This is a genomic window from Flavobacterium sp. N1736 (assembly GCF_025947065.1).
Classification (GTDB): Bacteria; Bacteroidota; Bacteroidia; order Flavobacteriales; family Flavobacteriaceae; genus Flavobacterium.
Map to the genome: position 1 here is coordinate 4,705,354 of NZ_CP109994.1, position 24,695 is coordinate 4,730,048.

Annotated in this window: 19 protein-coding genes and 2 tRNA genes; 12 read left to right on the forward strand and 9 right to left on the reverse strand. The window is 33.2% G+C overall.

Annotation, left to right across the window (positions count from 1 at the left end; all coding sequences use genetic code 11):
- The first annotated feature begins 3 nt into the window (after window positions 1–3).
- Both OLM54_RS19960 and serB read left to right on the forward strand, forming a co-directional pair.
- Window positions 4–453, forward strand: a complete 450-nt coding sequence (locus tag OLM54_RS19960; RefSeq protein WP_264536291.1) for a VOC family protein — start codon at window positions 4–6, stop codon at window positions 451–453.
- Window positions 454–674: 221 nt separating this feature from the next.
- Window positions 675–1,904 carry a phosphoserine phosphatase SerB gene (serB, locus tag OLM54_RS19965; protein WP_264536292.1) on the forward strand — a complete coding sequence of 410 codons (1,230 nt, stop codon included), beginning with the start codon at window positions 675–677 and terminating at the stop codon, window positions 1,902–1,904.
- A gap of 40 nt (window positions 1,905–1,944) precedes the next feature.
- On the opposite strand, the gene OLM54_RS19970 is transcribed toward serB, so the two are convergent.
- Complete coding sequence (locus tag OLM54_RS19970; RefSeq protein ID WP_264536293.1) at window positions 1,945–3,468, reverse strand: GH3 auxin-responsive promoter family protein; 1,524 nt, start codon at window positions 3,466–3,468, stop codon at window positions 1,945–1,947.
- Window positions 3,469–3,696: 228 nt separating this feature from the next.
- Between OLM54_RS19970 and OLM54_RS19975 the strand changes: the two genes are divergently transcribed.
- Both OLM54_RS19975 and OLM54_RS19980 read left to right on the forward strand, forming a co-directional pair.
- Complete coding sequence (locus tag OLM54_RS19975; RefSeq protein ID WP_264536294.1) at window positions 3,697–4,491, forward strand: DUF2797 domain-containing protein; 795 nt, start codon at window positions 3,697–3,699, stop codon at window positions 4,489–4,491.
- A 243-nt stretch (window positions 4,492–4,734) separates the two neighbouring features.
- On the forward strand, window positions 4,735–5,817 hold the full coding sequence (locus tag OLM54_RS19980) for a glycosyltransferase family 9 protein (protein WP_264536295.1): 1,083 nt from the start codon (window positions 4,735–4,737) through the stop codon (window positions 5,815–5,817).
- A 91-nt stretch (window positions 5,818–5,908) separates the two neighbouring features.
- Here OLM54_RS19980 and OLM54_RS19985 read toward each other — a convergent pair whose 3' ends face one another.
- The 3 genes from OLM54_RS19985 to sppA form a co-directional block, all read right to left on the reverse strand.
- On the reverse strand, window positions 5,909–8,545 hold the full coding sequence (locus OLM54_RS19985; RefSeq protein WP_264536296.1) for an AsmA family protein: 2,637 nt from the start codon (window positions 8,543–8,545) through the stop codon (window positions 5,909–5,911).
- 386 nt (window positions 8,546–8,931) lie between these two features.
- Window positions 8,932–9,879 (reverse strand): alpha/beta hydrolase family protein, encoded by a 948-nt coding sequence (locus tag OLM54_RS19990; RefSeq protein WP_264536297.1) that lies wholly within the window; start codon window positions 9,877–9,879, stop codon window positions 8,932–8,934.
- Between the two features lie 12 nt (window positions 9,880–9,891).
- On the reverse strand, window positions 9,892–11,649 hold the full coding sequence (sppA, locus tag OLM54_RS19995) for a signal peptide peptidase SppA (protein ID WP_264536298.1): 1,758 nt from the start codon (window positions 11,647–11,649) through the stop codon (window positions 9,892–9,894).
- Between the two features lie 137 nt (window positions 11,650–11,786).
- Here sppA and folK point away from each other — a divergent pair, with 137 nt between their 5' ends.
- A complete protein-coding gene (gene folK / locus OLM54_RS20000) occupies window positions 11,787–12,920 on the forward strand; it encodes a 2-amino-4-hydroxy-6-hydroxymethyldihydropteridine diphosphokinase (protein WP_264536299.1) in 1,134 nt (377 codons plus the stop codon).
- A gap of 100 nt (window positions 12,921–13,020) precedes the next feature.
- Here the strand turns inward: folK and OLM54_RS20005 are convergent, their stop codons facing one another.
- From OLM54_RS20005 to OLM54_RS20015, 3 genes are all read right to left on the reverse strand, one after another.
- Window positions 13,021–15,177: a T9SS type B sorting domain-containing protein gene (locus OLM54_RS20005; RefSeq protein WP_264536300.1), complete on the reverse strand. Its 2,157-nt coding sequence runs from the start codon at window positions 15,175–15,177 to the stop codon at window positions 13,021–13,023.
- A gap of 41 nt (window positions 15,178–15,218) precedes the next feature.
- Window positions 15,219–15,755 carry an RNA methyltransferase gene (locus tag OLM54_RS20010; protein ID WP_264536301.1) on the reverse strand — a complete coding sequence of 179 codons (537 nt, stop codon included), beginning with the start codon at window positions 15,753–15,755 and terminating at the stop codon, window positions 15,219–15,221.
- A gap of 74 nt (window positions 15,756–15,829) precedes the next feature.
- Window positions 15,830–16,261 (reverse strand): DUF1573 domain-containing protein, encoded by a 432-nt coding sequence (locus OLM54_RS20015; protein WP_264536302.1) that lies wholly within the window; start codon window positions 16,259–16,261, stop codon window positions 15,830–15,832.
- A 156-nt stretch (window positions 16,262–16,417) separates the two neighbouring features.
- On the opposite strand from OLM54_RS20015, the gene mutS reads away from it, so the two are divergent.
- The 4 genes from mutS (at window position 16,418) to OLM54_RS20035 (ending at window position 19,925) form a co-directional block, all read left to right on the forward strand.
- The gene (gene mutS / locus OLM54_RS20020; RefSeq protein ID WP_264536303.1) at window positions 16,418–19,024 is read left to right on the forward strand and encodes a DNA mismatch repair protein MutS; all 2,607 of its coding nucleotides are present in this window, start codon (window positions 16,418–16,420) and stop codon (window positions 19,022–19,024) included.
- A gap of 149 nt (window positions 19,025–19,173) precedes the next feature.
- Window positions 19,174–19,246: transfer RNA gene (locus OLM54_RS20025), tRNA-Gly, on the forward strand.
- A 14-nt stretch (window positions 19,247–19,260) separates the two neighbouring features.
- Window positions 19,261–19,346, forward strand: a tRNA-Leu gene (locus tag OLM54_RS20030).
- 204 nt (window positions 19,347–19,550) lie between these two features.
- Window positions 19,551–19,925, forward strand: a complete 375-nt coding sequence (locus OLM54_RS20035; RefSeq protein ID WP_264536304.1) for a DUF1508 domain-containing protein — start codon at window positions 19,551–19,553, stop codon at window positions 19,923–19,925.
- Between the two features lie 120 nt (window positions 19,926–20,045).
- Here the strand turns inward: OLM54_RS20035 and OLM54_RS20040 are convergent, their stop codons facing one another.
- Window positions 20,046–20,270, reverse strand: a complete 225-nt coding sequence (locus OLM54_RS20040) for a hypothetical protein (protein WP_264536305.1) — start codon at window positions 20,268–20,270, stop codon at window positions 20,046–20,048.
- A gap of 348 nt (window positions 20,271–20,618) precedes the next feature.
- On the reverse strand, window positions 20,619–21,848 hold the full coding sequence (locus OLM54_RS20045) for a 3-deoxy-D-manno-octulosonic acid transferase (RefSeq protein WP_264536306.1): 1,230 nt from the start codon (window positions 21,846–21,848) through the stop codon (window positions 20,619–20,621).
- Window positions 21,849–21,984: 136 nt separating this feature from the next.
- Here OLM54_RS20045 and OLM54_RS20050 point away from each other — a divergent pair, with 136 nt between their 5' ends.
- From OLM54_RS20050 to galE, 3 genes are read left to right on the forward strand one after another with little or no spacing between them, the layout of a single operon-like run.
- Complete coding sequence (locus tag OLM54_RS20050; protein WP_264536307.1) at window positions 21,985–23,118, forward strand: DegT/DnrJ/EryC1/StrS family aminotransferase; 1,134 nt, start codon at window positions 21,985–21,987, stop codon at window positions 23,116–23,118.
- Between the two features lie 3 nt (window positions 23,119–23,121).
- On the forward strand, window positions 23,122–23,562 hold the full coding sequence (locus tag OLM54_RS20055) for a nuclear transport factor 2 family protein (protein WP_264536308.1): 441 nt from the start codon (window positions 23,122–23,124) through the stop codon (window positions 23,560–23,562).
- A 14-nt stretch (window positions 23,563–23,576) separates the two neighbouring features.
- Window positions 23,577–24,590 carry a UDP-glucose 4-epimerase GalE gene (gene galE, locus OLM54_RS20060; RefSeq protein ID WP_264536309.1) on the forward strand — a complete coding sequence of 338 codons (1,014 nt, stop codon included), beginning with the start codon at window positions 23,577–23,579 and terminating at the stop codon, window positions 24,588–24,590.
- The last annotated feature ends 105 nt before the right edge of the window (window positions 24,591–24,695 follow it).

The following is a 24,695-nucleotide window of genomic DNA, read 5'->3' on the forward strand; positions in this document are numbered from 1 at the left end:
ATCATGGCAACATCAGTAAACCCTTATTTAATATTTAATGGAAATTGTGAAGAAGCATTTCTATTTTATAAATCAGTTTTTGGAGGAGAATTTCCATATATCGGAAAATTTAAAGACATGCCGAAAGACGAAAGCGGAAGCTGTCCTGAAGTATCAGACAAGGATGCAAACAAAATAATGCATGTTTCATTACCAATTGGAAATACCATTTTAATGGGAAGCGACAGTAACGAACAATCCGGAGATGTAAAATTTGGAGGAAATTTTTCTGTTTCGATTAATGTGGAAAACAAGGAGGAAGCAGATAGAATTTTTAACGGACTTTCAGCAGGTGGAAACGTTTTTATGCCGATGGATAATACTTTTTGGGGAGCTTATTTCGGAATGTTTAAGGATAAATTCGACGTAAGCTGGATGGTAAATTTTGATCAAAATGAACAGCATAAATTGTAATTAAAATGCTTTAGCTGATAAAAAATGACTCCTGAAAGGGAGTCATTTTTTATTTACAAAAAAGTTAAAATAATGTTGTTTTAATAACTCAGGTTAAATGTTAAATTAATTAAATAATATATACTGATTTGTGTTTTTTATCTTCAAAAAAACAATGATTATTCTTTTTTATCACCGATAGATTGTCGATTTTTGTCGCTTCTAAAATCAATAAGGATAAAATGGCAATAGAAGATAAAGAAATTATTTTATTAAAAGTTTCAGGACATGATAAACCAGGTGTAACTGCCGGATTAACATCAGTATTAGCAACTTACGATGCTGTTGTTCTGGATATTGGTCAGGCCGATATTCACGATACGCTGTCTCTTGGAATTTTATTCGAAATTGAAGCGGGCTCAAGTTCGGGACCTGTTTTAAAAGACTTGCTGTTTAAAGCTTATGAGTTAGAAGTTAAAGTTAAATTTATTCCTATTTCTATTGAAGATTACGAAACATGGGTAAAATCACAATCTAAACAACGTTACATCATTAATATTTTAGGCGAAAAATTAACTGCTGCACAATTAGCAGCCGTAACTAAAATATTATCAGATCAAAATTTAAATATTGATTCCATCATAAGATTAACCGGAAGAACTTCGGTTGTCGAAAAAGAAGAATATCCGCGTTCTTGCATTCAATTATCCGTAACCGGAGAAATTGTAAATAAGATCGAAATGACGGCTAATTTTATGGCAATTTCAAGAACTTTAGATGTCGATATTTCTTTTCAGGAAGATAATATTTACAGAAGAAACCGTCGTTTGGTTTGTTTCGATATGGATTCGACCTTAATTCAGGCAGAAGTAATTGATGAATTGGCTGAACTAAATGGCGTTGGTGCACAAGTAAAAGCCATCACAGAATCTGCAATGAATGGTGAAATCGATTTTAATGAGAGTTTCAAACAGCGTATGGCTTTGTTAGAAGGTTTGAGCGAAGATGTTTTGCAAAAAGTGGCCGAAAGTCTGCCAATAACAAAAGGAGCACATCGTTTAATGAAAGCTCTAAAATACTATGGTTATAAAACGGCAATTTTATCCGGAGGATTTACTTATTTTGGAGAATATCTGCAAAAAGAACTAGGTATCGATTATGTTCACGCCAATCAGTTAGAAATTAAAGACGGTAAATTAACCGGTAAATATATAGGTGATATTGTTGATGGTTTAAAAAAAGCCGAATATCTTAAAGCGATTGCCGAAAAAGAGGGTATTCATATTAATCAGACAATTGCTGTTGGAGACGGAGCTAACGACTTGCCAATGATAAATTTAGCAGGTTTAGGAATCGCTTTTCACGCTAAACCAAAAGTAAAAGAAAGCGCCTCAAATTCTATTTCAAGTTTAGGTCTTGACGGCGTTTTGTATCTTTTAGGATATCACGACAGGTATATTGATATGATGTAGATAATGATTAAAGACAAATGGGCAAATAATAAAGTCTCATTTAATTCTTAACCACACACATCTCTTTCAACTGCTCCAGATAATCTCTTTGATTAGAAAGTCTCGGGATTTTATGCTGACCGCCTAATTTATCTCTTTCTTTAAGCCAATCATAAAATAAATTTTCACGAGCTACATTTATTACCAAAGGATTTAAAGTCATGTTATTGTAGCGTTTGGCTTCGTAATCAGAATTTAAAGTTTGTAAAGTTTCATCAAGAACCTTTTGGAAAAGACCAACATCAGCCGGTTTTTTCTTGAATTCGATCATCCATTCGTGAGCGCCTTTTTCTTTGTCCTGCATAAAAATAGGAGCAACGGTATAATCAATCACTTCGGTTTGGGTAAGCTGACAAGCTTTGGCAATTGCCTGGTCTGTATTTTCGACCATTAATTCTTCGCCAAAAACATTAATATGATGTTTGGTTCTTCCGGTAACCCTGATTCTGTATGGGTTTAATGAAGTAAAACGAACCGTATCGCCAATTAAATAGCGCCATAAGCCGGAATTTGTCGTAATAACAATCGCGTAGTTTTTATTCAATTCAACATCGGCCAAACGAATCACTTTTTGATTTGGAGTTCCAAAAGTATCCATCGGAATAAATTCGTAGAAAATTCCGTAATCCAGCATCAATAACAAATCGCTCGAATTATTTAAATCCTGAATCGCAAAAAAGCCTTCAGAAGCATTATATATTTCGTAGTATTTAAAATCCTTACTTGGTAAAATTTTCTTGTATTGTTCTTTATATGGGGAAAAACTCACGCCTCCATGAAAATAAACTTCAAGATTTGGCCAGATTTCGAGTAAACTTTCTTTACCAGTATTTTCTAAAACTTTATTCATTAAAACCAGCATCCACGACGGAACTCCGGCAAAACTGGTTACGTTTTCTACTTTTGTTTCGTTTATAATGGCAGCAATTTTAGCTTCCCATTCACTCATCAACGAAGTTTTATTACTCGGCGTACTGCTAAATTCAGCCCAAATTGGCATGTTTTCAATCAAAATTGCCGATAAATCTCCAAAATAAGTGTTGTTGTTTTCGTATATCTGAGAGCTTCCGCCTAAGCGAAGACTTTTTCCCAAAAAGAGTTCAGAATCTTCGTTGTTGTTCAGATACAAACAAAGTAAATCTTTACTTCCTTTATAGTGGCAATCTTCAAGAGCTTCGTTACTAACCGGTATAAATTTGCTTTTTGCATTTGTTGTACCGCTTGATTTTGCAAACCATTTTATTGGAGTTTCCCAAAAAACGCCTTGTTCACCCTGACGAGTACGTTCAATCAAAGGCTGTAATTCTTCATAACTTGCAATTGGCACTCTTTCTGTAAAAGTTTGATACGAACTGATCGAAGCAAAATCATACTTTTTTCCCACTACTGTATTTTCAGATGCCGTTAATAAATTGTGCAACAATTCTTCCTGAACTTCATTCGGATATTTTAGAAAGAGCTCTATTTGGTGAATTCTTTGTTTAAGAACCCAGGAAGCGAAAGAGTTGATAATTGATAATGGCATGGGGAATTTTAGATTTTAGATTTTAGATTTTAAATTTTATACTTTTTGTAAAAAGTCAAAATATAAGATTTGAAATATCACCAGACAAACATTAACTTTGTCGTTGTATCAAAAATACTGTTTTTTTGTATTAAAAACATTCTATTTTTTACTAAAAATAAATTTTAAAAATTAAAATTCCTCACCAGGGATGCAATCTAAAATCTAAAATCAACAATCTAAAATATAATGACATATCAAGGCGTACTTTCAAAAATGCAGACAGAAATCGGAAATCCAATTCAGTATTATTTGGTTTTTGAAGATAGTTTTCTCAGTATGAATCAATTGTTGAATAAAGAAATTGAAATTAGTTTTGCAGGTTATCAATGTTTGAATTGCAGTAAAAAGAAAAAGATATTCAGACAAGGTTTTTGCTATGATTGTTTTTATTCAAGTCCGGCAGTTGGTGATTGGATTATGAGACCTGAATTGAGTACAGCGCATTTAGGAATCGCAGATCGTGATTTAGATTATGAGCAAAAAGTGCAATTGCAGCCCCATGTTGTGTATTTGGCTGTTGCGAGTGAAATTAAAGTGGGTGTGACACGTAAAACGCAAGTACCAACCAGATGGATAGATCAGGGAGCAAGCCAGGCAATTGCCGTGGTTGAAGTTCCAAATAGATATTTGGCAGGAATTACCGAAGTTGCCTTAAAAAATCATTATACGGATAAAACCAATTGGAGAAAAATGCTTCAGAACTCCACGGAGATTTTTGACCTGATTGCCGAAAAAGTAAAAATTGAAGAATTAATTCCGGCAGAAGCCCGCGAATATTTTTACAGTCAAAAAAATGATTTATTCGAATTAAATTATCCTGTTTTGAATTATCCAGCGAAAGTGGCGAGTTTAAATTTAGACAAAACTGCTTCTTTTAGAGGAAAACTTGTTGGAATTAAAGGGCAGTATTTGATTTTTGAAGACGGAACCGTTTTTAACGTCCGCGGATCGGAAGGATACGTAGTTACAATCGACGTGTAAGTCGATAAGTTTTAGCTATTGGTCTGATTCTTTTGCATTTATAAAATGCTTTTGTAATTTTAGATTATATTTTTGATAAGCGACAAGTGGGAAATTTGATACATTTGGTTACAATTTTGTAATGATAGCTTATTGAAAGATTTTAATTTTAGATGTTAAAAGTTACTAGATTTGAAGTAATTCAAGTTATAGGACTTTTTTAAAATTAAATGAAAATTTATAATTTTTAAATTATTTAAATCAATGGGTGTTTTAAGCAAAGTAAACGTTTTTAGAAGGGGATTAATGCGTAACCTGACTAAGAATATTGGAAAACCAAAAAGTGAATCAGGAATAGTTTTAGTTGATAAAACTGAAATTAAAAGAGTCTTAATCTGTAGACCAAATGCAAGATTAGGAAATCTCTTGTTGGTTTCTCCACTCGTTCAGGAAGTTGCAGAAACGTTTCCAAATTGTAAAATTGATTTATTTGTTAAAGGTCCGCTTGCACCTATTATATTTGAAAATTATGATGTTGTTTATAAAACAATTCATTTACCCAAAAAGCCTTTTAAAGATTTATTAGAATATATAAAGGTTTGGGTTTCTATCAGAAAACAGCCTTATGATATGGCAATAAATGTCGATCAAAATTCTTCTTCAGGCCGATTGGCAGTGCGTTTCTCAAAAGCAAAATATAAATTCTACGGAGATTTACACGATGAATCTCAGGAAGTAAAACCTGATTATGATCATATTGCTAAATATCCGGTTTATAATTTCCGAAACTATCTGACACATTTAGGATTAACTAAAAGCAATAAAATAATACAACCTTTAGATCTTAAATTAACTCCGTTTGAACTCTCAGAAGGTAAAAAGATATTAATCGCATTAAATGGCGATAATTCTAAACGAACAATCTGTATATTTACCTATGCGACAGGAACAAAATGTTTATCTGAAACTTGGTGGGAAGATTTTTATGCTTCTCTTAAAGAACAATATAAAGACTATAATATAATTGAAGTTTTACCTATTGAAAACGTGTCTCAAATTGGTTTTCAGGCACCAACATTTTACAGTAAGGATATTAGGGAAATTGGAGCATTAATCGCAAATACAGAATTATTTATAGGCGCAGACAGTGGAATGATGCATTTGGCAAGTTCAGCTCAAACACCAACAATAGGATTGTTTTCGGTTTCAAGTCTTAAAAAATATGAACCTTATGATAATTGCAGTATTGGTGTTGACATCGAAACCTTTTCTAAAAACGATTATTTTAAAATCATAAATGGTATTTTAAATAACGGTAAATTAAAAATATATTCAAAAGCAGTTTAAAGCATAAAACATACAACATAAAAAAAGGTCATTCGCCGCAGCGAATGACCTTTTTCTTTCTTCTATTTTCTTTCTTCTATTCTATTTCAGCTTATTTTTTCTTCTTAAACAAACCATTTAGCAAGTCACTTGCTTTTTTGGTAGCTTCCTGAGTTTTTGTTTCTTTCTCAGTTGCTGCGGCCTTTGTAGTGTCTTTCGCTTTTGTGTTTTTATTAATCAAATCTGTAAGAGCAGATGTTCCTTTTTGAGTTAACTTCTCTTTTTGCTGGTTGACAACCTGAGAAGCTAAACTGCTAACGGCACTTTTCATATCAGTAGATACTTTCGGATTTGAAAAATTACCAGTAATCATCGCATTAATTGGAATATTGTCCAGTTTTGCAGCATCTGCAGGAGATAATTTTGATAAAAATGCACTAGCTTCTGATCCTAAATATTTCGCCGGAACATCTAATTTTAAGTTATAATTCATCGTTTGATCAAAACCGTGAGTTCCACCAACCGTAACTTTAATATCCTGGTATTTAATATCAAATGGTTTTACGTTAACCTTTCCATCATCAAAAGTTAAAGCCATTTTTAAATCGTTCAAATTCAGTTTGCTTGGATCAAGAAACTTAATATTTGACGTTAATGAATTCAATACAGTCGAATTTTTAGCATTTACAGTAGCCGAAAGCAATTGACCAATTAAATCTCCCGAAAGTGATTTTAAGTCCGGCGTTAATTCATTTGCATCAAGATTTCCGTTTAATTTTATAGTCGAATTCAATTTTCCATTGATGATTCCTGCCAAAGGAGCAATTTTTTTCATCATCTCTAATTGTGTAAAAGTCTGTGCAATATCAACTTGATTGAAACCTAAATTCATATCAAACGTTGGTACTTTTGCCTTAGTCGAAACAGATCCGGTTAAACCAATTGTTCCGCCAAAAATTGACGTTTTAAAGTTCTCTAAAAGCGCTTTTTCATCTTTTATAATCAATTTTCCTGAAACATCTTTTAGTTTTAAATTGTCATACAAAACCGTATTTGCTTTTGCATTTAAAGTACAATTTAAAAACGCAGGAATTTTCATTGCTTCGGCAGGTTTTGCCGTTGTTGCTTTTGTTTCTGATTCTTTTTCGGTTGCAGTTCCAGTTTCGGTTTTAGCAGGTTCTCCCGAAGTCATGAAATCATCAACAGCCAATTGATTTGAACTCATGTTGAAGTTTCCTTTTAGTTCTTGTTTTTTGAACATGAAACCGTAGAAATTCTCTAAAACTCCGTTAATGCTAATATCACTTCTTCCGGTAGTAGCATCAAATTTTTTCAGGTTGATTGTACTCGTATTGAATTCAACCAAAGCCGTACTGATATTCATTGACTTATTGTTTTCATCAGTATATTTAAATCCTGACAAACTCATAGTTCCGGCATTTTTAATGTTTTGATACTGACTTTTTTCTACAGAAGCCATATCAAATTCTGTTGTAACATCAGCTTTTAAAATACCTGCCAAAGGTTTATCCAATTTTACAGGATATGCTTTTGAAAGGTTTGCAAGATTGATAGTTCCTTTTAAAGCAGCTTTTACCAAAGGATTTACCGTAATGTTTCTAACATTTGCTTTAGCGCTAAAAACATCCTGGTCGATTCTAAAAGATAGCTGATCCAGATTAACGTAAGTATCATTTAAAATACCTGTTTCGTTAATAATTTTAGTATCGATTACAATATTCTGAACTGATTTTGGCAAATTCGGATATTGAAAAGAAGCATTATTTGATGCAATAGCAATATTGAATTTTGGTACAGTTTTATCGGTTAATTCCCCTTTTGCAAAACCAACAACAGTAAAATCTCCGGTAGTTTTTACTCCATTTAAGCTTGAAGAATAAGCAGACGGAATTAAACCTAAGAAATTGGTAAACGATGAAGTTGGTGTTTTAAATTTCAAATCATAAAGCTGACCCGCTTCAACCATTTGAATAAATCCGTCGAATTCTAAAGGCAATTGGTTAATTAAAGCTTTATTTTCCTTAAATGTATATTTGCTTTTGTCTAAATCGATTCCTAAAACAGCGTCCAAAGTTAGTTTTACATTTTTCATGTAATTCATTTTGTCCATATCCAAAGAAACGTTGGCTGTCGTTTTTGTTGTTAAATCAAGTTTAGAATTGGTAAAATCTCCCGTTCCTTCGTGATTTAAGCTGTCAATAACCATTTTTATTTTAGAACCCTGATCGATATATCTAAAAGTAAAATTCTCGATTTTATAGTTTTGGATCTTTAAAGAAAGCGGTTTGCTTGCTTCTTCTTCCTTCGTTTCTTCTTTTTTATCTTTTAAAGCGATATCAAAGTTTCCAACACCATCTTTATTAAAAATAATATTGATTAAACCATCTGTAGAGCTAATTCCCTGAATATTTAAAGGCTCATCTTTCCCTTTAAAAAGCTCTTTAATGCTCATTTTAAGATTTAGTTCACCTAACGAGACCAAAGTATCACCTTCAAAAGGCGCTTTGTTGATGATCACTAACTTTTCTATTGCAACAGTAGCATTAGGAAAGTTTTTAAACAAACTTAAATCAGCATCAGCAAAACTCACTTTTGCATCTACGCTTTCATTAATAGCTTCTGTAATTTTTGTTTTAATTTGATCCTTAAATAGATAAGGAATGGCAAATAATGCGGCAATAATAACCACAAGAACAATGGCGGTAATTTTTAAAATTTTCTTTAACATAATTAATTATAGATTTGAGGTTTTAGGGTTCTTAATTTATACGTAATATTCTTGCAAAAATAAACTTTTATCGTTCAGTACATCCAAATTTGTCATAAAAAACAATAGCCTGCCGTAAATCGAATTTCGATTATGGGCAAGCTATCAAAAAAAAATAAATTATTCTTAAATATTTTTAAAACTTTATGATATGTATTTTTGATTTATCAGATACTGTAATTTTTTGCTAAAATAGCTAGTATAGCAGGCAAAAGCCGTTAACTATAAATTAACTTTGAGTTAATTAAAACAGTAGTTATTGTTATGTATGCTAAGAAATTGTTTTGCAGAAATAAAAAAATCCGTTTGAGAAGTTTCAAACGGATTTTAGCTAGAATAAGTTTAAATTATTTCTGAATGAAAGAAACAATTTTAGTAGTCAATTCTTCTGAAACAGGTAACGTTTCGTTATTGTAACTTTCAAAATTTGCTTTTTGATCTCCATCAATAATTTTCATGATGTGATTCATTTTATCAATTATCAAAAGTTCTGAATTCTTATTGGCATGTGCTAAATTTTCAGCATCTTTTACAGTTACCTGTAAATCATTATTTCCCTGTATAATTAAAATTGGAACATTTAATTTTTTAATCTCTATGGAAGGATCATACTTAAACCAGGAAATTAAATAAGGCTGAATACCTGGTCTAAAAAGAGAATTAAGCATTGGATCTACTTTTTTGACTTTGTTTCCATTTTTCAGACTATCGATAATAGGAAAGGTCATTTCCTCAATTTGTTTGTTTGACTTAGCTGCAATCTGATTTTTAAGAAGCTTATCTGCAGATTCTCCCGGGCCTGCAATTGAAATAAACTTATCTGCTTTTGCTCCGGCAATTATTCCAATTAATGAACCTTCGCTATGCCCAATGATAATTAATTTGGAAAATCGTTTGTCCTGTTTTAATAAGTTTATCCAACTTTTTACATCTTCGGTATAATTCTCAAATACCAAACTTGATTCGGCTCCGGCAGCGGCTTTACTTTCTCCAATGCCGCGTTTATCAAATCGTAACGATGCAATTCCATTTTTCGCCAAAGCTTCTGCCAGCATTTTTAAGGAGTTGTTTTTCATCATCGGATTATTTCCGTTTCTGTCCGTTGGTCCGGAACCTGAAATAATCAATGCTACTGGATATTTTTTTGTTAAATCAGGAGTTGTTAAAGTGCCATAAATCTGATCTAAATTGATTTTTAGCGCTAAACTGCTTTCCTTAAATGTTATCTCACTTTTATTTTGTGCATGAATAAGATTTACAAATACAACAAATAAAACGACGTATATCTTTTTCATCAGTAAATAGAATTATTGAATATTTAATCCAAAAGGCATCACCGCCTGAACTCCTTTTTGTTTTTGAAGTCTTTTTACCTGTTCGATCAAAAGATAGTTTTCTTCGCCAATTTCTTCTTTTATAAAAGCTTCTTTAGATTTTGCAAAAGGCAAACCGGCTAATACATCGTTGAATGTTTTTTCGAATTCAGGATAATTTTGTGTACTGTACGATTTTATTTTAGCAATTTTAGCAGCTTCGGCAATAGCATCATCCAAACCGCCAATTTCATCAACTAAACCTATTTTTATGGCTTGAGACCCTGACCAGACTCTTCCTTGTGCAATAGAATCTACTTGTGCAAAAGTCATTTTTCGGCCTTGAGCGACGTGCGTTACAAAAGTGTTGTAAATTTTTTCTACTCCTTCTAATGTAAAAGCTTTAAATTTTTCATCAACAGGAACAAACGGACTATAATTTGCTGAATTTTCGTGTGTTTTTACCTGTTCCGTATTAATTCCTAATTTATTGGCTAACGGACTAAAGTTTGGTAAAATTCCAAAAACACCAATTGAACCTGTAATTGTATTTTTTTCTGCGAAAATCTTATTGGCATTACAAGCAATATAATAACCGCCCGAAGCAGCATAATTACCCATAGAAACTACAACAGGTTTTACTTTTTTAGTGATTTCAATTTCTCTCCAAATCAAATCAGAAGTCAAAGCGCTTCCACCCGGACTGTCAATTCGAAGTACAATTGCTTTTACATCTTCATCTTTTCTCGCTTCCTGCAATGAACGACGCATAGCGCCTTCGCCAATTACGGTTACATCGCCTTCGCCGCTTTCAATTTCGCCCTGAGCATAAATAATCGCAATTTGATCGCTTGAAGTGTTCGTTAAAGCCGTTGTAATATTATTTTGTGTATAATCTAAAATCGAAATTTTATTGTAATCGTCGTCTCCGGTTACTTTCAATTGTTTTTTAATAGCGTTATGATACACATCTTCATAAGCCACAATATCTACTAAATGCTGGCTTTTTGCCATTTCAGGAGTTCTTGCCAGTAAACCGTTTGCAATTTCATTTAATTTGGCAACAGGAATATTTCGGCTTTTCGAGATATCTTCAGAAACGTTTGTCCATATAGAATTTAAAAGCGCTGTAATTTGTTCTCTGTTGGCATCGCTCATTTTATTTTCTAAAAAGGGCTCAACGGCACTTTTATATTTTCCGTGACGAATCACTTCCATATGAATACCTGATTTATCCTGAAAGTCTTTAAAAAACATCACTTCAGACGAAAGTCCTTTAAAATCAAGATCTCCGGCAGGATTTAAATAAATTGTATTGGCAACGGAGTTTAGATAATATTCTTTTTGAGAAAATGAATTAGCATACGCCCAAATAAATTTTCCTGATTTTTTAAAGCTTTCGAGCGCATTTCTTAAATCTTTGTATTGCGCCAATCCTAAAGAAGATTCATCATTTAAAATGGAAATTCCTTTAATATTATCGTCTGTTTTTGCCGCTTCGATTGCATTGATAACATCAGTTAAACCAACTCCTTTTTTATCTGAAAAAACAGTTACCCAAGGATCTTTATATTTTCCGGCGTAATCATTATTGATTTTTTTTAAATCTAATTCTATAACAGAATCAGCTTTTACAGAGACCGTTTCGTCCCCGCCAAAAATAGCACCAATAAGAATTACTCCAAAAAAGAATAACATGATAAAAACAAAAATACCAATTACTGTGGCAATTACATTTCCTAGAAATTTCATAAATATATTTTTTTAATATGTAGCAAAAATGAGTAAGAAGTTACAAATTTTAACGCACAAAGTCACAATTAAATTCAGAACTCGTTTCACAAATATATTGTTAATTCTAAAATAGATTTAGTTAATTTGCATTAATTATGAAATCACAGCATCAGGTCGTTTTATCTATAGGCAGTAATCAGGGAAACCGATTGGCAAACATCGAAAGTTGTATTGCATTAATACATCAGGAAGTGGGAACCGTAATCGAGGTTTCAAAACTATATGAAACACCCGCCTGGGGATTTGAAAGCGATGCTTTTTATAATTGTGCATTGCTGTTACACAGTAATTTATCGGCACAAAAAATATTAAACCAGGTTTTAAAAGTCGAAAAACAATTAGGACGAATCCGTTCGAACCAACAAGGTTATCAATCAAGAATTATTGATATTGATTTGATTGTTTTTGATAATGAAATTATCGAATCTGAAAAACTTACGATTCCGCATCCGTTAATGCAAAACCGAAAATTTGTGTTATTGCCAATGCAGGATTTAAAATTAAACTGGAAACATCCTGTTTTTCATAAAACCGTAAGCGAATTAATTGCAATTACGCCAGATGAAAGTGTTTGTACTATTGTTCAGGATTTGAAAAATCCCGTAAAGGAAATTCCGCTGCAGAACTTTAATTATATTTCTTTTGAAGGGAATATTGGCGCCGGTAAAACAACTTTAGTACACAAAATTGCAGAAGATTTTAATGCGAAAACTGTTTTAGAACGTTTTGCAGATAATCCGTTTTTGCCTAAATTTTACAAAGATCAAAATAGATATGCTTTTCCGCTTGAAATGTCTTTTTTAGCCGACAGATATCAGCAATTATCAGATGATTTGGCGCAATTTGATTTATTTAAAGATTTTATCGTAGCCGATTATCATATTTTTAAATCATTGATTTTTGCAAAAATCACTTTGCAGGAAGACGAATACCGTTTGTACCGAAACTTATTTGATATTATTTATAAAGAAATGCCAAAACCGGATTTGTACATTTATTTGTATCAAAATACCGGACGTTTACTCGAAAACATCAAAAAACGAGGACGAAATTATGAGCAAAATATCGAAGCCGAATATCTGGATAAAATCAATAATGGTTATTTAGAATATATTAAATCCCAAACAGATTTGAATGTATTAATAATAGATGTTTCAAATCGTGATTTTGTAAAAAACCATGAAGATTATCTTTTCATTTTAAATGAAATCCAGAAGAAGATTGCGTAATGTGTCAATTAGGCAATTAGAAAATGAGATAATTAGAAAATTAAAATTACGTCGTGCATAATTATCTCATTTTCTAATTGACACATTTCCTAATTAAAAACTATCTCTTTAACGCAAAATGTCCTTTAAAAATAGGTTTTGTATCATCAATTTTCATGACATACCAATAATCAGAAGCGGGAAGAGGTGTTTTCTCAAAAGTACCGTCCCAACTCATTTTAGAGCCGCTTAGCTGCGCCAAAAGTTTACCGTAACGATCAAAAATAGTGACTTCCGCCTGAGGAAAATTTTCCATTCCCGTTACTTCCCATAAATCATTAAAAGTATCATTGTTTGGCGTAAAGAATGGCGGAAAAACAAGAACAACAAAATCTAAGGTTGATTGCCCACAGTTATTTTTTTCTCTTACGTAAGCAGTCTGCAAACCTCCGGGAACATCGTAAAAAATATTAGAATTCTGAAAATTTTCTCCGTCAACAGAATATTCATAATAGTCTTCCTCTTTACTCAAATATATAGTGACCTTAGTTTCATCTACATTTACTCGTGTTATTTGAGGAATTAGATGTTCAATAACAGTAATTTTTTTTGTGTTGGGACAGCTTTCCGGCGCAGGACTCGTAACATCTACGGTGTAAGTTCCTGCCTTATCGACTTCGATAGTTTGAGTATTTTCTCCGGTAGACCATACATAAGTTACGCCTGTAATTTTTGCATCTAATTGTAATTTTTGAAATTGGCACAAAATCAAAGTTTCGTCTGAAACCACAGGCGGAGTATAAACGATAATATTTACCGGTACACGATTTGTGTTTACACAACCGTTATTAGAAGCTTCTGCATAATAAATCGTATTTGCAGAAACAGAAGGAGTTACAAAACTACTGCCATTATAAACACTTGTTCCGCTTGTAGCAGTAGTAAACCAATTAATGACACCAATATTTGAACTCGCTTCGAGTGTTACGCTTCCAGTGCCACATCGCGCAACAGGCGAAGTAACTGTTGGAGCTGCAGGTGTTGTATTTATTGTTGCAATTACTGATTTTCGATTGCTCTCGCAGCCCGCGTCAAAATAATAAGTTGTTGTAGTATTTATTGTTGGTGTAATATATGTGTTTCCGGTGTGTAATAAATTCCCGCCAATGGCTGAATCATACCAGCCAACGGTAGCTCCCACAGTTGCAGTTGCATTTAAAGTAAACGTTCCCGAATCGCAAAGTGCATTTGGCGTGATTGCCGAAGCTATCGGAATTGTAATTTTGGTACTTGCTGCAATTTCTAAAGGTGATTCTCCAGGCATTCCTCCGTATTCGACAACATATCCTTTTGGCTGATAAGCGTCACCGGGAGTTAATGATCCTGTATTAGATAAATCGTTCCAGGAGCCTTTTATTCCAATACCGGCTTGTGTAATATGAGCGTAATCTTCTTCTCCCAGCTGATTTGGTTCGCCGTTATTCCAGAAAGTATAACTCATAACAGTTCCCGCTTCGGGACCGGTAACCCATTTCCAAATACCTTCAGTTTCCTGATCGCTACCGCCAATCCACCCTGTTCCCGAAGCTTGTTCGCCAACTAACTTTGCTTCATCTGCAGCCAAAATAGTTGCTAAATATCCTTTTAATCCATAATATGTACTCGCTTCGGCTGCTGCTTTTGCATTAGTCCACGTAATACCAATACTTGGCGTAAATAAATAATAATGTCCTGTAGATGGCAAATAATTCGCCTGACCAATAGTTATAGAAAAATCTCTGGTTCCCGACGCAGTTGGCGAAGAATTAGAAAAAACAACATCTTTAATTGCGGCTTCAAAATCTGAATATAAAATATCAATTCCGGTTGGGCTTGAAAGTTTTAATTTTCCGGCAGTAGCATCCCAACTTGTTATTATTGAGGGATGCGCTGTTGGGTTTAAAAGTTCGAGTTTGTCAAAACCACCGGAATAACCGGATGAAATTTGAATGTATACAGTCTCAGTTCCTGTTTCTGCAGGATCGTGGGTGATACTAATAGAGGTGACAATATTTATGGTGTTTAAGGGACAGTATAATTGATCTCCGGTTGCTTTTATAACAGGCGGATTAATGGCTAAAGTAATTTTTTTATTGCTTTTTCTGACTGATTTAAGAGTATCGTTTAATCGGAGAATTGTAGACTTGTTTAAAGTTTTAATTTTCTCATTTGCAAATGATTGATTGAAACTTAAAGCATAAAATAAAATTGATATTTTTAAGAAAAGAAACTTTTTCATTTCATAAATATATCAATTTTGCAATTATAAAAAAATATATTCTATTCCGGCCAATTTAGTTTTTGAAACAAATCCCAAACGACAATTCCTGCACTTACAGAAATATTTAAGGAATGTTTTGTGCCTAACTGCGGAATTTCTATGCATCCGTCGCAAATCGCAACCGCTTCTTGTGAAACGCCGTAAACTTCATTTCCAAAAATTAAAGCATATTTTTGATTTTTCTCAACTTTAAAATCCTGAAGAAAAATCGCACTTTCAACTTGTTCAATGGCAAGAGTGAGAACCTTTTCTTTTTTTAGGTTTTCAATAACTTCCAAAACATTTTCATGATGTTCCCAGGCAACAGTTTCGGTAGCGCCAAGAGCGGTTTTATGAATTTCTTTGTTAGGAGGAGTTGCTGTAATCCCGCACAAGATTATTTTTTCGATCAAAAAAGCATCAGCAGTTCTAAATACAGATCCAATATTATGCAAGCTTCGAATATCATCCAAAACCAAAATCAAAGGCGTTTTTTCTGATTTTTTAAAATCCTCTATAGATTTTCTGTCCAGCTCACTATTTTCAAGTTTTCTCATTGTGTTGAATTCAGGTCATAAAAAAAGCTTCCAAAGATAAGGAAGCTTTTTCGATTATTTTATTGTTTTTCAGATTAGCTTTTTACTGGATCTGGTAAAACAGTACCTTTAATTGTAAGTACTTTTGTTGGTTGTCCTTCAGCATTAGAAGTAACGGTTACAGTTTTTGTAAAAGCACCAACTCTGTCAGTAGCATATTTTACACCAATAATACCTTTAGCACCCGGAGCGATTGGCTCTTTTGGAGTAGTTGGTACAGTACAACCACAAGATCCTTGTGTGTTAGTAATGATTAATGGTTTAGTACCGTTGTTTACAAAAACAAACTGACGGTTACCATCTGCATTGTGAGCGATAGTTCCGTAATCAATTGTTTCGTTTTCAAAAACCATTCCGGCTCCTTCAATTTTAGCAACTTTTGCAGCTTTAGCTTTCTTAGTACTTTGAGCGTTAGAAGCTGTAATTCCAACAACAGCTAACATAGCAAATAAAATTATTTTTTTCATCTTTTAAGAGTCTTTTTTAATTATCACAAATCTATATAAAATTCTTATATCTGAACTTAAAATATTCTTAAAATATTTTAATTATTATAGCTCTTCGATATTCCTTTAAAATATTATAAATTCGCTGTCTTAATTTTCATTTAAAAATACAATAATTTGGCAGCGAAAGAGAAAGTGGTGAAAGAAACACCTTTAATGAAACAGTACAACGATATCAAGAGAAAATATCCTGATGCATGTTTGCTTTTCAGAGTAGGTGATTTTTACGAAACCTTTGGAGAAGATGCTATTAGGGCTTCAAAAATTCTTGGAATTACGTTAACCAAAAGAGGAGCGGGTTCTGAGACTGAAACTGCATTGGCAGGTTTTCCGCATCATTCTATTAATACGTATTTGCCAAAATTGGTAAAAGCCGGACTTCGTGTTGCCATTTGCGATCAGCTTGAAGATCCTAAAATGACCAAAACGATTGTGAAACGCGGCGTTACAGAGCTTGTAACTCCCGGAGTTTCTTTAAATGATGAGGTTTTACAGTCTAAATCAAACAATTTCTTAGCATCGGTTTATTTTGCTAATAAAAATATTGGAGTTTCTTTTTTGGATGTTTCAACCGGAGAGTTTTTAACGGCTCAGGGAAATGCCGAATATATAGATAAGTTATTGCAGAATTTTAATCCAAGCGAAATTCTGGTTCCAAAAACTAACAAAGGAGATTTTGCAGCAGCTTTTGGAGAAGATTTTCATAGCTTTTATCTGGAAGATTGGATTTATAAAGAAGATTATGCTTTAGAAACCCTGACAAAACATTTTCAAACCGTTTCTTTAAAAGGTTTTGGAATTGAAGAGTTAAAAGAAGGAATTATTGCATCCGGAGCAATTTTATATTATTTATCAGAAACACAGCACAATCGTGTGCAGCATATCACAGCGATTCAGCGTATTGCAGAAGATGCTTATGTGTGGATGGATCGTTTTACGATTAGAAATTTAGAATTATATCACAGTTATAATCCAAATGCCGTTACGCTTTTAGACGTAATCGATCGTACGCTTTCGCCAATGGGAGGACGTTTGTTAAAACGTTGGCTCGCACTTCCTTTAAAAGACAGTAATAAAATAAAAGGACGTCATGATGTGGTTTCGTATCTGAAATCAAATTCTGAAGTTTTACATAATATTCAATACCAAATCAAGCAAATTTCAGATTTAGAACGTTTGATTTCTAAAATTGCGGCAGGAAAAGTTTCTCCTCGTGAAATTGTTTATTTAAAAGAATCATTAGACGCTATTATTCCAATAAAAACCCTGGCGCTCGAAAGTCCTCAGGAAGCAGTGAAAATTATTGGAGACAGTTTGCATGCCTGCGATTTGCTGCGGGAGAAAATCAAAACAACCTTAAATCAGGATGCGCCTGTTGCGGTTGCAAAAGGAAATGCAATTGCAAAAGGAATTAACGAAGAATTAGATGAATTGCGTGCAATTTCAACTTCGGGAAAAGAATTTTTAGAAGGAATTGAAAAAAGAGAATCAGAACGAACAGGAATTTCTTCGTTGAAGATATCTTTTAATAACGTTTTTGGTTATTATATAGAAGTTCGAAATACGCATAAAGATAAAGTTCCGGAAGAATGGATTCGTAAACAAACTTTGGTAAATGCAGAGCGTTATATTACCGAAGAACTAAAAGAATATGAAACCAAGATTTTAGGAGCCGAAGAAAAGATTTATAAAATAGAATCAGAACTTTTTGAGCAATTGGTTGGCTGGATCGCGACATATATTAAACCCGTTCAGATGAATGCCAATTTGGTAGCGCAATTAGATTGTTTGTGTTCGTTTACGCAATTGGCAATCGAAAATCAATATGTGTGTCCTGAAATTGACGAGACTTTCGAACTTGACATCAAAAACGGAAGACACCCGGTTATCGAAAAACAATTGCCTGTTGGCACGCCATATATCGCCAATGATGTTTTCCTTGACAGAGAAACCCAACAAATAATCATGATTACAGGTCCCAATATGTCCGGTAAATCGGCTATATTAAGACAAACGGCTCTAATTGTTTTGTTGGCTCAAATGGGTAGTTTTGTACCGGCTGACAGTGTAAGAATGGGCATTGTAGATAAAATCTTTACCAGAGTAGGAGCGTCGGATAATATTTCGATGGGAGAATCTACATTTATGGTTGAGATGAATGAAACTGCTTCTATTTTGAACAATATTTCTGATCGTAGTTTGGTTTTATTAGATGAAATTGGAAGAGGAACCAGCACGTATGATGGAATTTCGATTGCCTGGGCAATAGCAGATTTCCTGCACGAACATCCTTCAAAAGCGAAGACGTTATTTGCAACGCATTATCATGAATTAAACGAAATGACGGAATCGCTGCCAAGAATCCAGAATTATAATGTTGCGGTAAAAGAACTAAAAGATACCGTTCTTTTTATTCGTAAACTGGTAAAAGGAGGAAGCGCACATAGTTTTGGAATTCACGTTGCAAAGATGGCAGGAATGCCCCAAATTGTAATTTTGAAAGCACAGAAGTTATTAAAGAAATTAGAAAAAAATCATTCCAGCGATGCTCTAAATGGAGTGAAAGCTGCAAATGACGAAATGCAAATGAGCTTCTTTAATCTTGATGATCCTTTATTAGAAGAAATAAAAGAAGAAATCATGAGTCTTGATATAAATGCGATCACACCTGTTGAAGCATTAATGAAGCTTAATGAGATTAAAAGAATGTTGGTTGGAAAATAATTCAGATTTAAAGTTTAGGTTATCAGAAAGTTATAAAATAAGTATAATTTTTTTTCAAAAAAGGCTTGTGTAATTGAATAAATGTCCTAAATTTGCACTCGCAATACGAAACAAGTCAAGTATTGTTAGTTCTTACTAAAATTTGAAACGCGAAAATAGCTCAGTTGGTAGAGCGCGACCTTGCCAAGGTCGAGGTCGCGGGTTCGAGCCCCGTTTTTCGCTCAAAACCATATAATGCTCGGATGGTGAAATTGGTAGACACGCTGGACTTAAAATCCAGTGAACAGCAATGTTCGTGCGGGTTCAAGTCCCGCTCTGAGTACTAAAGCCTCTTCTTTTTGAAGAGGCTTTTTTTATTATATAAATTTAGTAGTTTTCGGTTTTTAGTCTCGATTTACAGCTTAACAGTTTATAGTTTTGCAGTTTGCACTTTACATTTTACATTTTACAGTTTTATTAAACAGTAATCCAATATCGAAAAATCCAGCAATCAAATAATCTAAAATCTAAAATCAACAATCTACATATGGGTGCTTTTGTAATTAGTAAGCGATTTAATGATGAATATAAGTTCGTGTTTACTTCTAGAAAAGGCAAAGTAATATTTACGAGCTTGAGTTATGAGTTAAAATTTGAATGTGAGGAAGAGATTGAGAAGTTTAAAGTAAATGTTGATCTGGCCAGGTTTTTAAAATTTAAAGGCTCAGGAGGAAAATATTTTTTTAAATTGATGTTGGGGGAGGTTCACTTTGCAACAAGTCGAAAATACACAACCGAATTGCTTTTGCAGAAAGGAATTAAAGAAATAGTTCAATATTCATCAAAAGCAGAGATTTTGGATTTCTCATCATGTGAATCAATTTTTGAAGATGAGGTTGAAGAAGAAGAAGAAGTGGAATAAAAAAAGCGATTGCCTCAGCAATCGCTTTTTTTTGATGTAATAATGCTCTAATCGAAAATTTTGAGCATAAAAAAAACCATCACTAGGATGGCTTTAAAATTTTTAGAACTTAGGTTCTAATTATTTTTTTACTTCTTTAGCAGCTTCTTCTACTTTAGTAGCAGCAGAATCAACTTTTGCAGCAGCAGAATCAACAGTTGTAGCAGCAGAATCAACTACAGCAGCAGCAGAATCAACAGCAACAGCAGTAGAATCTACAGACTCAGTAGCTGCAGCATCAGCTTTTTTACAAGAAACAACAGTTAAAACAGCAACAACAGCTAAACTTAAAAATACTTTTTTCATCTTACTTTATTATAAAAGGTTAATTATTAATTCGTGGCAAAGATATAAATTTTTTAATATGTAAAATATTTTTTTATTTTTTTTTTAAAATATTTTCGTTGCTCACGATTATCTTATTTATCAAAGATAGTGCCAAAATAGTAAAAATTTATGATATTATTGTATTTTTTGTATAAATTATTTTTCGTTAAATATTCAATAATGAAATTGCCTTTTTTGATTCACTTAGTTGCAGTTTATTTTGTTTTTAATTGATTATTCTGCAAGCCGAGCAAGCTAAAATTAGCGCGTTTAAGACCTTTTTTTGGTAATAACAATACCAAATCAGTGTCAGTTGTTTAAAAGCGCTTATAAAACGATTTTTAGAATGCGATCAGTTGCACCTGTATTATCCTGAATAAACGACCTGCAAATTTGCCCTTTTTCATTCAGGAAATTTTCATCGGTAATCAGTTGATCAAAACTGCTTTTTAGTTCTTCCTTATTCGATATTACAATGCATCCTCCAAGTTCGACCAACTGAACAGCTTCGGCAAAATTCGAATAATTGGGTCCTATTATAATCGGAATTCCAAATGTAGCAGGTTCTAAAATATTGTGAATACCCGGATTTCCAAAACCACCGCCAACATAAGCGATCGTTCCGTAACTATATATTTTTGTTAGCAGCCCAACAGTGTCAATTATAAAAACCTGATAATTTGATAAATCAGCATTCTCTTTCTCAGAAAATAAAATACTTGTTTTTTTAATTTGCGATTTCAGATTTGAAATTTGATCTGCCTTAATATTGTGCGGGGCAATTATGAATTTTACATTCTCCGGAGCCTGATTGATATATTCTGCCAGTAAAGCTTCGTCTTTTGGCCATGAACTTCCGATAACTATGGTAGTCTGATTGTTTTTAAATTTTTCAATAAAATCAAGCGAGTTATCTCTTTCTAAAATAGCATTAACACGATCAAAACGAGTGTCGCCGGATACAATTACATTATCAAAACCTATAGCTTCAATTTTTTGTTTTGAAACTTCATTCTGAACAAAGAAATAAGTGAAAGCTTTTAATGCTTTTCTGTAAAAACCGCCATACCATTTAAAAAACATCTGGCTGTCTCTAAAAATCCCCGAAATCAGATAAGTCGGAGTTTTGCTTGTTTCTAATTCTTTTAAATAGTTTAACCAAAATTCATATTTAATAAAAAATGCCTTTTCAGGATGTACCAGTTTTAAAAAACGTTTTGCATTTTTTTTGGTATCTAAAGGCAGGTATATCGTAACATCGGCAACAGTATTGTTTTTGCGTACTTCATATCCCGAAGGCGAAAAAAACGTGACAATAATTTTATGTAAAGGATATTTTTCTTTAATTTTTTCGATTACAGGCAAACCTTGCTCATATTCACCAAGTGAGGCAGAATGAAACCAAATCGTTTTGTCTGTTGGTTTTATTTTTTCTTCTAAAACAGCAAAAATATTTTTTCTTCCATCAATAAAAAGCTTAATTTTTGGACTAAAAAGTGCAATAATTTTAAGAAAAAAGCCGGCAATAGAAATAACTAAATTGTATAGAAAAAGCATATATATAATTTTGGCGCTAAATTACGCTTCTTTCGATTATTTTCATTGTTTGAAGTTATTAAATAACTATTTTTGTTCTTCGTTTTAGAGATTTGGTTTCAAATCCAGTCTCAAGTTTTAAATAAATAAAAGATCAATGAAAAAAATTCAAATGGTTGACTTAAAGAGTCAATATGAAAAAATAAAAGCTACTGTTGACGCATCAATTCAAGAAGTTTTAGATACAAATACTTATATAAACGGACCTCTGGTTCACCAGTTTCAAAAGAATCTTGAGGATTATTTAGGGGCAAAACACGTAATTCCGTGTGCCAATGGTACAGATGCTTTGCAAATCGCCATGATGGCTTTAGATTTAAAACCGGGCGATGAGGTAATTACTGCAGATTTTACTTTTGCGGCTACAGTTGAGGTTATTGCTTTGCTGCAATTAACACCGGTTTTAGTTGATGTTGATATGACAAATATGAACATTGATATCGAAGCAATTAAAAAAGCAATTACGCCAAAAACAAAGGCAATTGTTCCCGTGCATTTATTTGGCCGCGCTGCCAACATGGATGCAATTATGGAAATTGCTGCCGAACATAATTTGTATATAATTGAAGATAATGCACAAGCTATTGGAGCCGATTATATTTCTAAATCAGGCGAAAAAACAAAAGTTGGTGTGATTGGACATGTTGCTGCAACTTCATTTTTTCCATCAAAAAACTTAGGTTGTTATGGTGATGGAGGTGCAATTTTTACAAACGACGATAAACTGGCGCACATTATTCGCGGAATCGTAAATCACGGAATGTACGAGCGTTATCATCATGATGTTGTGGGTGTAAATTCTCGTTTAGATAGTATTCAGGCAGGAGTTTTAAATGCAAAATTACCTTTGTTAGACGAATATAATAAGGCACGTCGTCGTGCAGCTTCAAAATATAATGCAGCTTTTGCAGGGCATAAAAATATTATTACTCCAGATTTTGACGCAAACGAAAATGATCACGTTTTTCATCAGTATGTGTTGAGAATTATCGATGCAGACAGAAATGCTTTAATGCAGCATTTATTGGATAAAGCAATTCCTTGTGCTATTTATTATCCAATTCCGTTGCATTCGCAAAAAGCGTATGTAGATGTTCGTTATAAAGAAGAACAATTTCCGGTTACAAATCAATTAGTAAAAGAGGTTATTGCTTTGCCAATGCATACAGAGCTTGATGATGAGCAAATTAAATTCATTACAGATTCTGTTTTAGAATTTTTAAACAAATAAATTATGAAAAGTTTCTCTGTTTTAGTTTTGATGGTTCTTGTTCAGTTTTCGGCTTTTGCTCAAAAATCGAATGTTAAAGAAGAAACCGCTGTTGGTAATCGTGTTGAAATTTTGCGTAAGGCAATGATTGATGCTGATGGAGTGAAATTAAAGGAACTAACTTCTGAAAATTTGAATTATGTTCATTCCAATGGTAATTTTCAAAACCAAACAGAATTCATAGACGGAATAGTGAGTGGGAAATCTGACTTTGTGACTATAGATTTTCAAAACCAAACCATAACTATTCAAAATGATGTTGCAATAGTAAGACATGTTTTGGCGGCACATACCAAAGATGACGGAGTTGACAGAGATATTAAAATAGGAATAATGCTTGTTTGGCAAAAGCAAAAGAATAACTGGGTTCTTATTGCAAGGCAGGCTTATAAATTAACGACATAAAAAACAACCAATAAATGAAAGTATTAGTAACAGGAGGATTAGGTTTTATTGGTTCTCACACTGTAGTCGAATTGCAAAATGAAGGCTTTGAAGTGGTGATAATTGATAATCTTTCTAATTCTTCGGAAGATGTTTTAAAAGGAATCGTAAATATTACAGGGAAAAAACCGCTGTTTGAAAAAATAGATTTAAGAGAAAAAACGGCAGTACAGGATTTCTTTAAAAAACATAGTGACGTTACAGGAGTAATTCATTTTGCAGCTTCAAAAGCAGTTGGCGAAAGTGTTGAAAACCCGTTATTGTATTATGAAAATAACATTAGCAGTTTGGTTTATCTTTTGCAGGAACTAAAAGAAAAACCGGAAGCAAGTTTTATTTTCAGTTCGTCATGTACAGTTTACGGTCAAGCCGAAAAAATGCCAATTACCGAAGATGCGCCCGTTCAGACAGCAATGTCTCCTTATGGAAACACAAAACAAATTGGCGAAGAAATCATTACAGATACCACAAAAGTTACAAACATAAGTGCTATTTTATTGCGTTATTTTAATCCGGTTGGAGCACATCCAAGTACAGAAATTGGAGAATTGCCTTTAGGCGTTCCTCAGAATTTAGTGCCTTTTATTACACAAACCGGAATGGGATTACGTCAGGAATTATCTGTTTTTGGAAACGATTATCCAACACCTGACGGAACTGCTGTTCGTGATTATATTCACGTAGTAGATTTAGCAAAAGCACACGTAATTGCATTGCAGCGTTTGTTGAATAAAAAGAATATACAAAAAGTAGAAACCTTTAATCTTGGAACCGGAAAAGGAAGCTCGGTTCTGGAAGTAATTCATAGTTTTGAAAAAGTGAGCAATAAAAAATTGCCATACAAAATCATGCCGCGTCGCGAAGGTGATATCACCGAAGCTTACGCCAATACAGATAAAGCAAATAATGTTTTGGGCTGGAAAGCAGAATTAAGTCTGGACGAAGCAATGGCAAGTGCCTGGAAATGGGAACAGAAAGTTCGTTCTTAGTTTTCAGTCTCAGTCTCAGTTTTCAATTAAAACTAAACATAATAAAAAATCCCAAGAATTCAGATAAAATAAAAATCCTCATAAACAATCTGTTTATGAGGATTT

What these genes read in the sequence shown, in the direction of transcription:
- OLM54_RS19985 (WP_264536296.1), bottom strand. Translation starts at nt 8,545, where the DNA reads ATGTTAAAGAAAATTTTAAAAATTACCGCCATTGTTCTTGTGGTTATT.
- OLM54_RS20035 (WP_264536304.1), top strand. Translation starts at nt 19,551, where the DNA reads ATGGGTGCTTTTGTAATTAGTAAGCGATTTAATGATGAATATAAGTTC.
- OLM54_RS20045 (WP_264536306.1), bottom strand. Translation starts at nt 21,848, where the DNA reads ATGCTTTTTCTATACAATTTAGTTATTTCTATTGCCGGCTTTTTTCTT.
- serB (WP_264536292.1), top strand. Translation starts at nt 675, where the DNA reads ATGGCAATAGAAGATAAAGAAATTATTTTATTAAAAGTTTCAGGACAT.
- OLM54_RS19980 (WP_264536295.1), top strand. Translation starts at nt 4,735, where the DNA reads ATGGGTGTTTTAAGCAAAGTAAACGTTTTTAGAAGGGGATTAATGCGT.
- sppA (WP_264536298.1), bottom strand. Translation starts at nt 11,649, where the DNA reads ATGAAATTTCTAGGAAATGTAATTGCCACAGTAATTGGTATTTTTGTT.
- OLM54_RS20010 (WP_264536301.1), bottom strand. Translation starts at nt 15,755, where the DNA reads ATGAGAAAACTTGAAAATAGTGAGCTGGACAGAAAATCTATAGAGGAT.
- OLM54_RS20040 (WP_264536305.1), bottom strand. Translation starts at nt 20,270, where the DNA reads ATGAAAAAAGTATTTTTAAGTTTAGCTGTTGTTGCTGTTTTAACTGTT.
- OLM54_RS20055 (WP_264536308.1), top strand. Translation starts at nt 23,122, where the DNA reads ATGAAAAGTTTCTCTGTTTTAGTTTTGATGGTTCTTGTTCAGTTTTCG.
- OLM54_RS20015 (WP_264536302.1), bottom strand. Translation starts at nt 16,261, where the DNA reads ATGAAAAAAATAATTTTATTTGCTATGTTAGCTGTTGTTGGAATTACA.
- OLM54_RS19990 (WP_264536297.1), bottom strand. Translation starts at nt 9,879, where the DNA reads ATGAAAAAGATATACGTCGTTTTATTTGTTGTATTTGTAAATCTTATT.
- OLM54_RS19975 (WP_264536294.1), top strand. Translation starts at nt 3,697, where the DNA reads ATGACATATCAAGGCGTACTTTCAAAAATGCAGACAGAAATCGGAAAT.
- OLM54_RS20050 (WP_264536307.1), top strand. Translation starts at nt 21,985, where the DNA reads ATGAAAAAAATTCAAATGGTTGACTTAAAGAGTCAATATGAAAAAATA.
- OLM54_RS19960 (WP_264536291.1), top strand. Translation starts at nt 4, where the DNA reads ATGGCAACATCAGTAAACCCTTATTTAATATTTAATGGAAATTGTGAA.
- OLM54_RS19970 (WP_264536293.1), bottom strand. Translation starts at nt 3,468, where the DNA reads ATGCCATTATCAATTATCAACTCTTTCGCTTCCTGGGTTCTTAAACAA.
- folK (WP_264536299.1), top strand. Translation starts at nt 11,787, where the DNA reads ATGAAATCACAGCATCAGGTCGTTTTATCTATAGGCAGTAATCAGGGA.
- galE (WP_264536309.1), top strand. Translation starts at nt 23,577, where the DNA reads ATGAAAGTATTAGTAACAGGAGGATTAGGTTTTATTGGTTCTCACACT.
- OLM54_RS20005 (WP_264536300.1), bottom strand. Translation starts at nt 15,177, where the DNA reads ATGAAAAAGTTTCTTTTCTTAAAAATATCAATTTTATTTTATGCTTTA.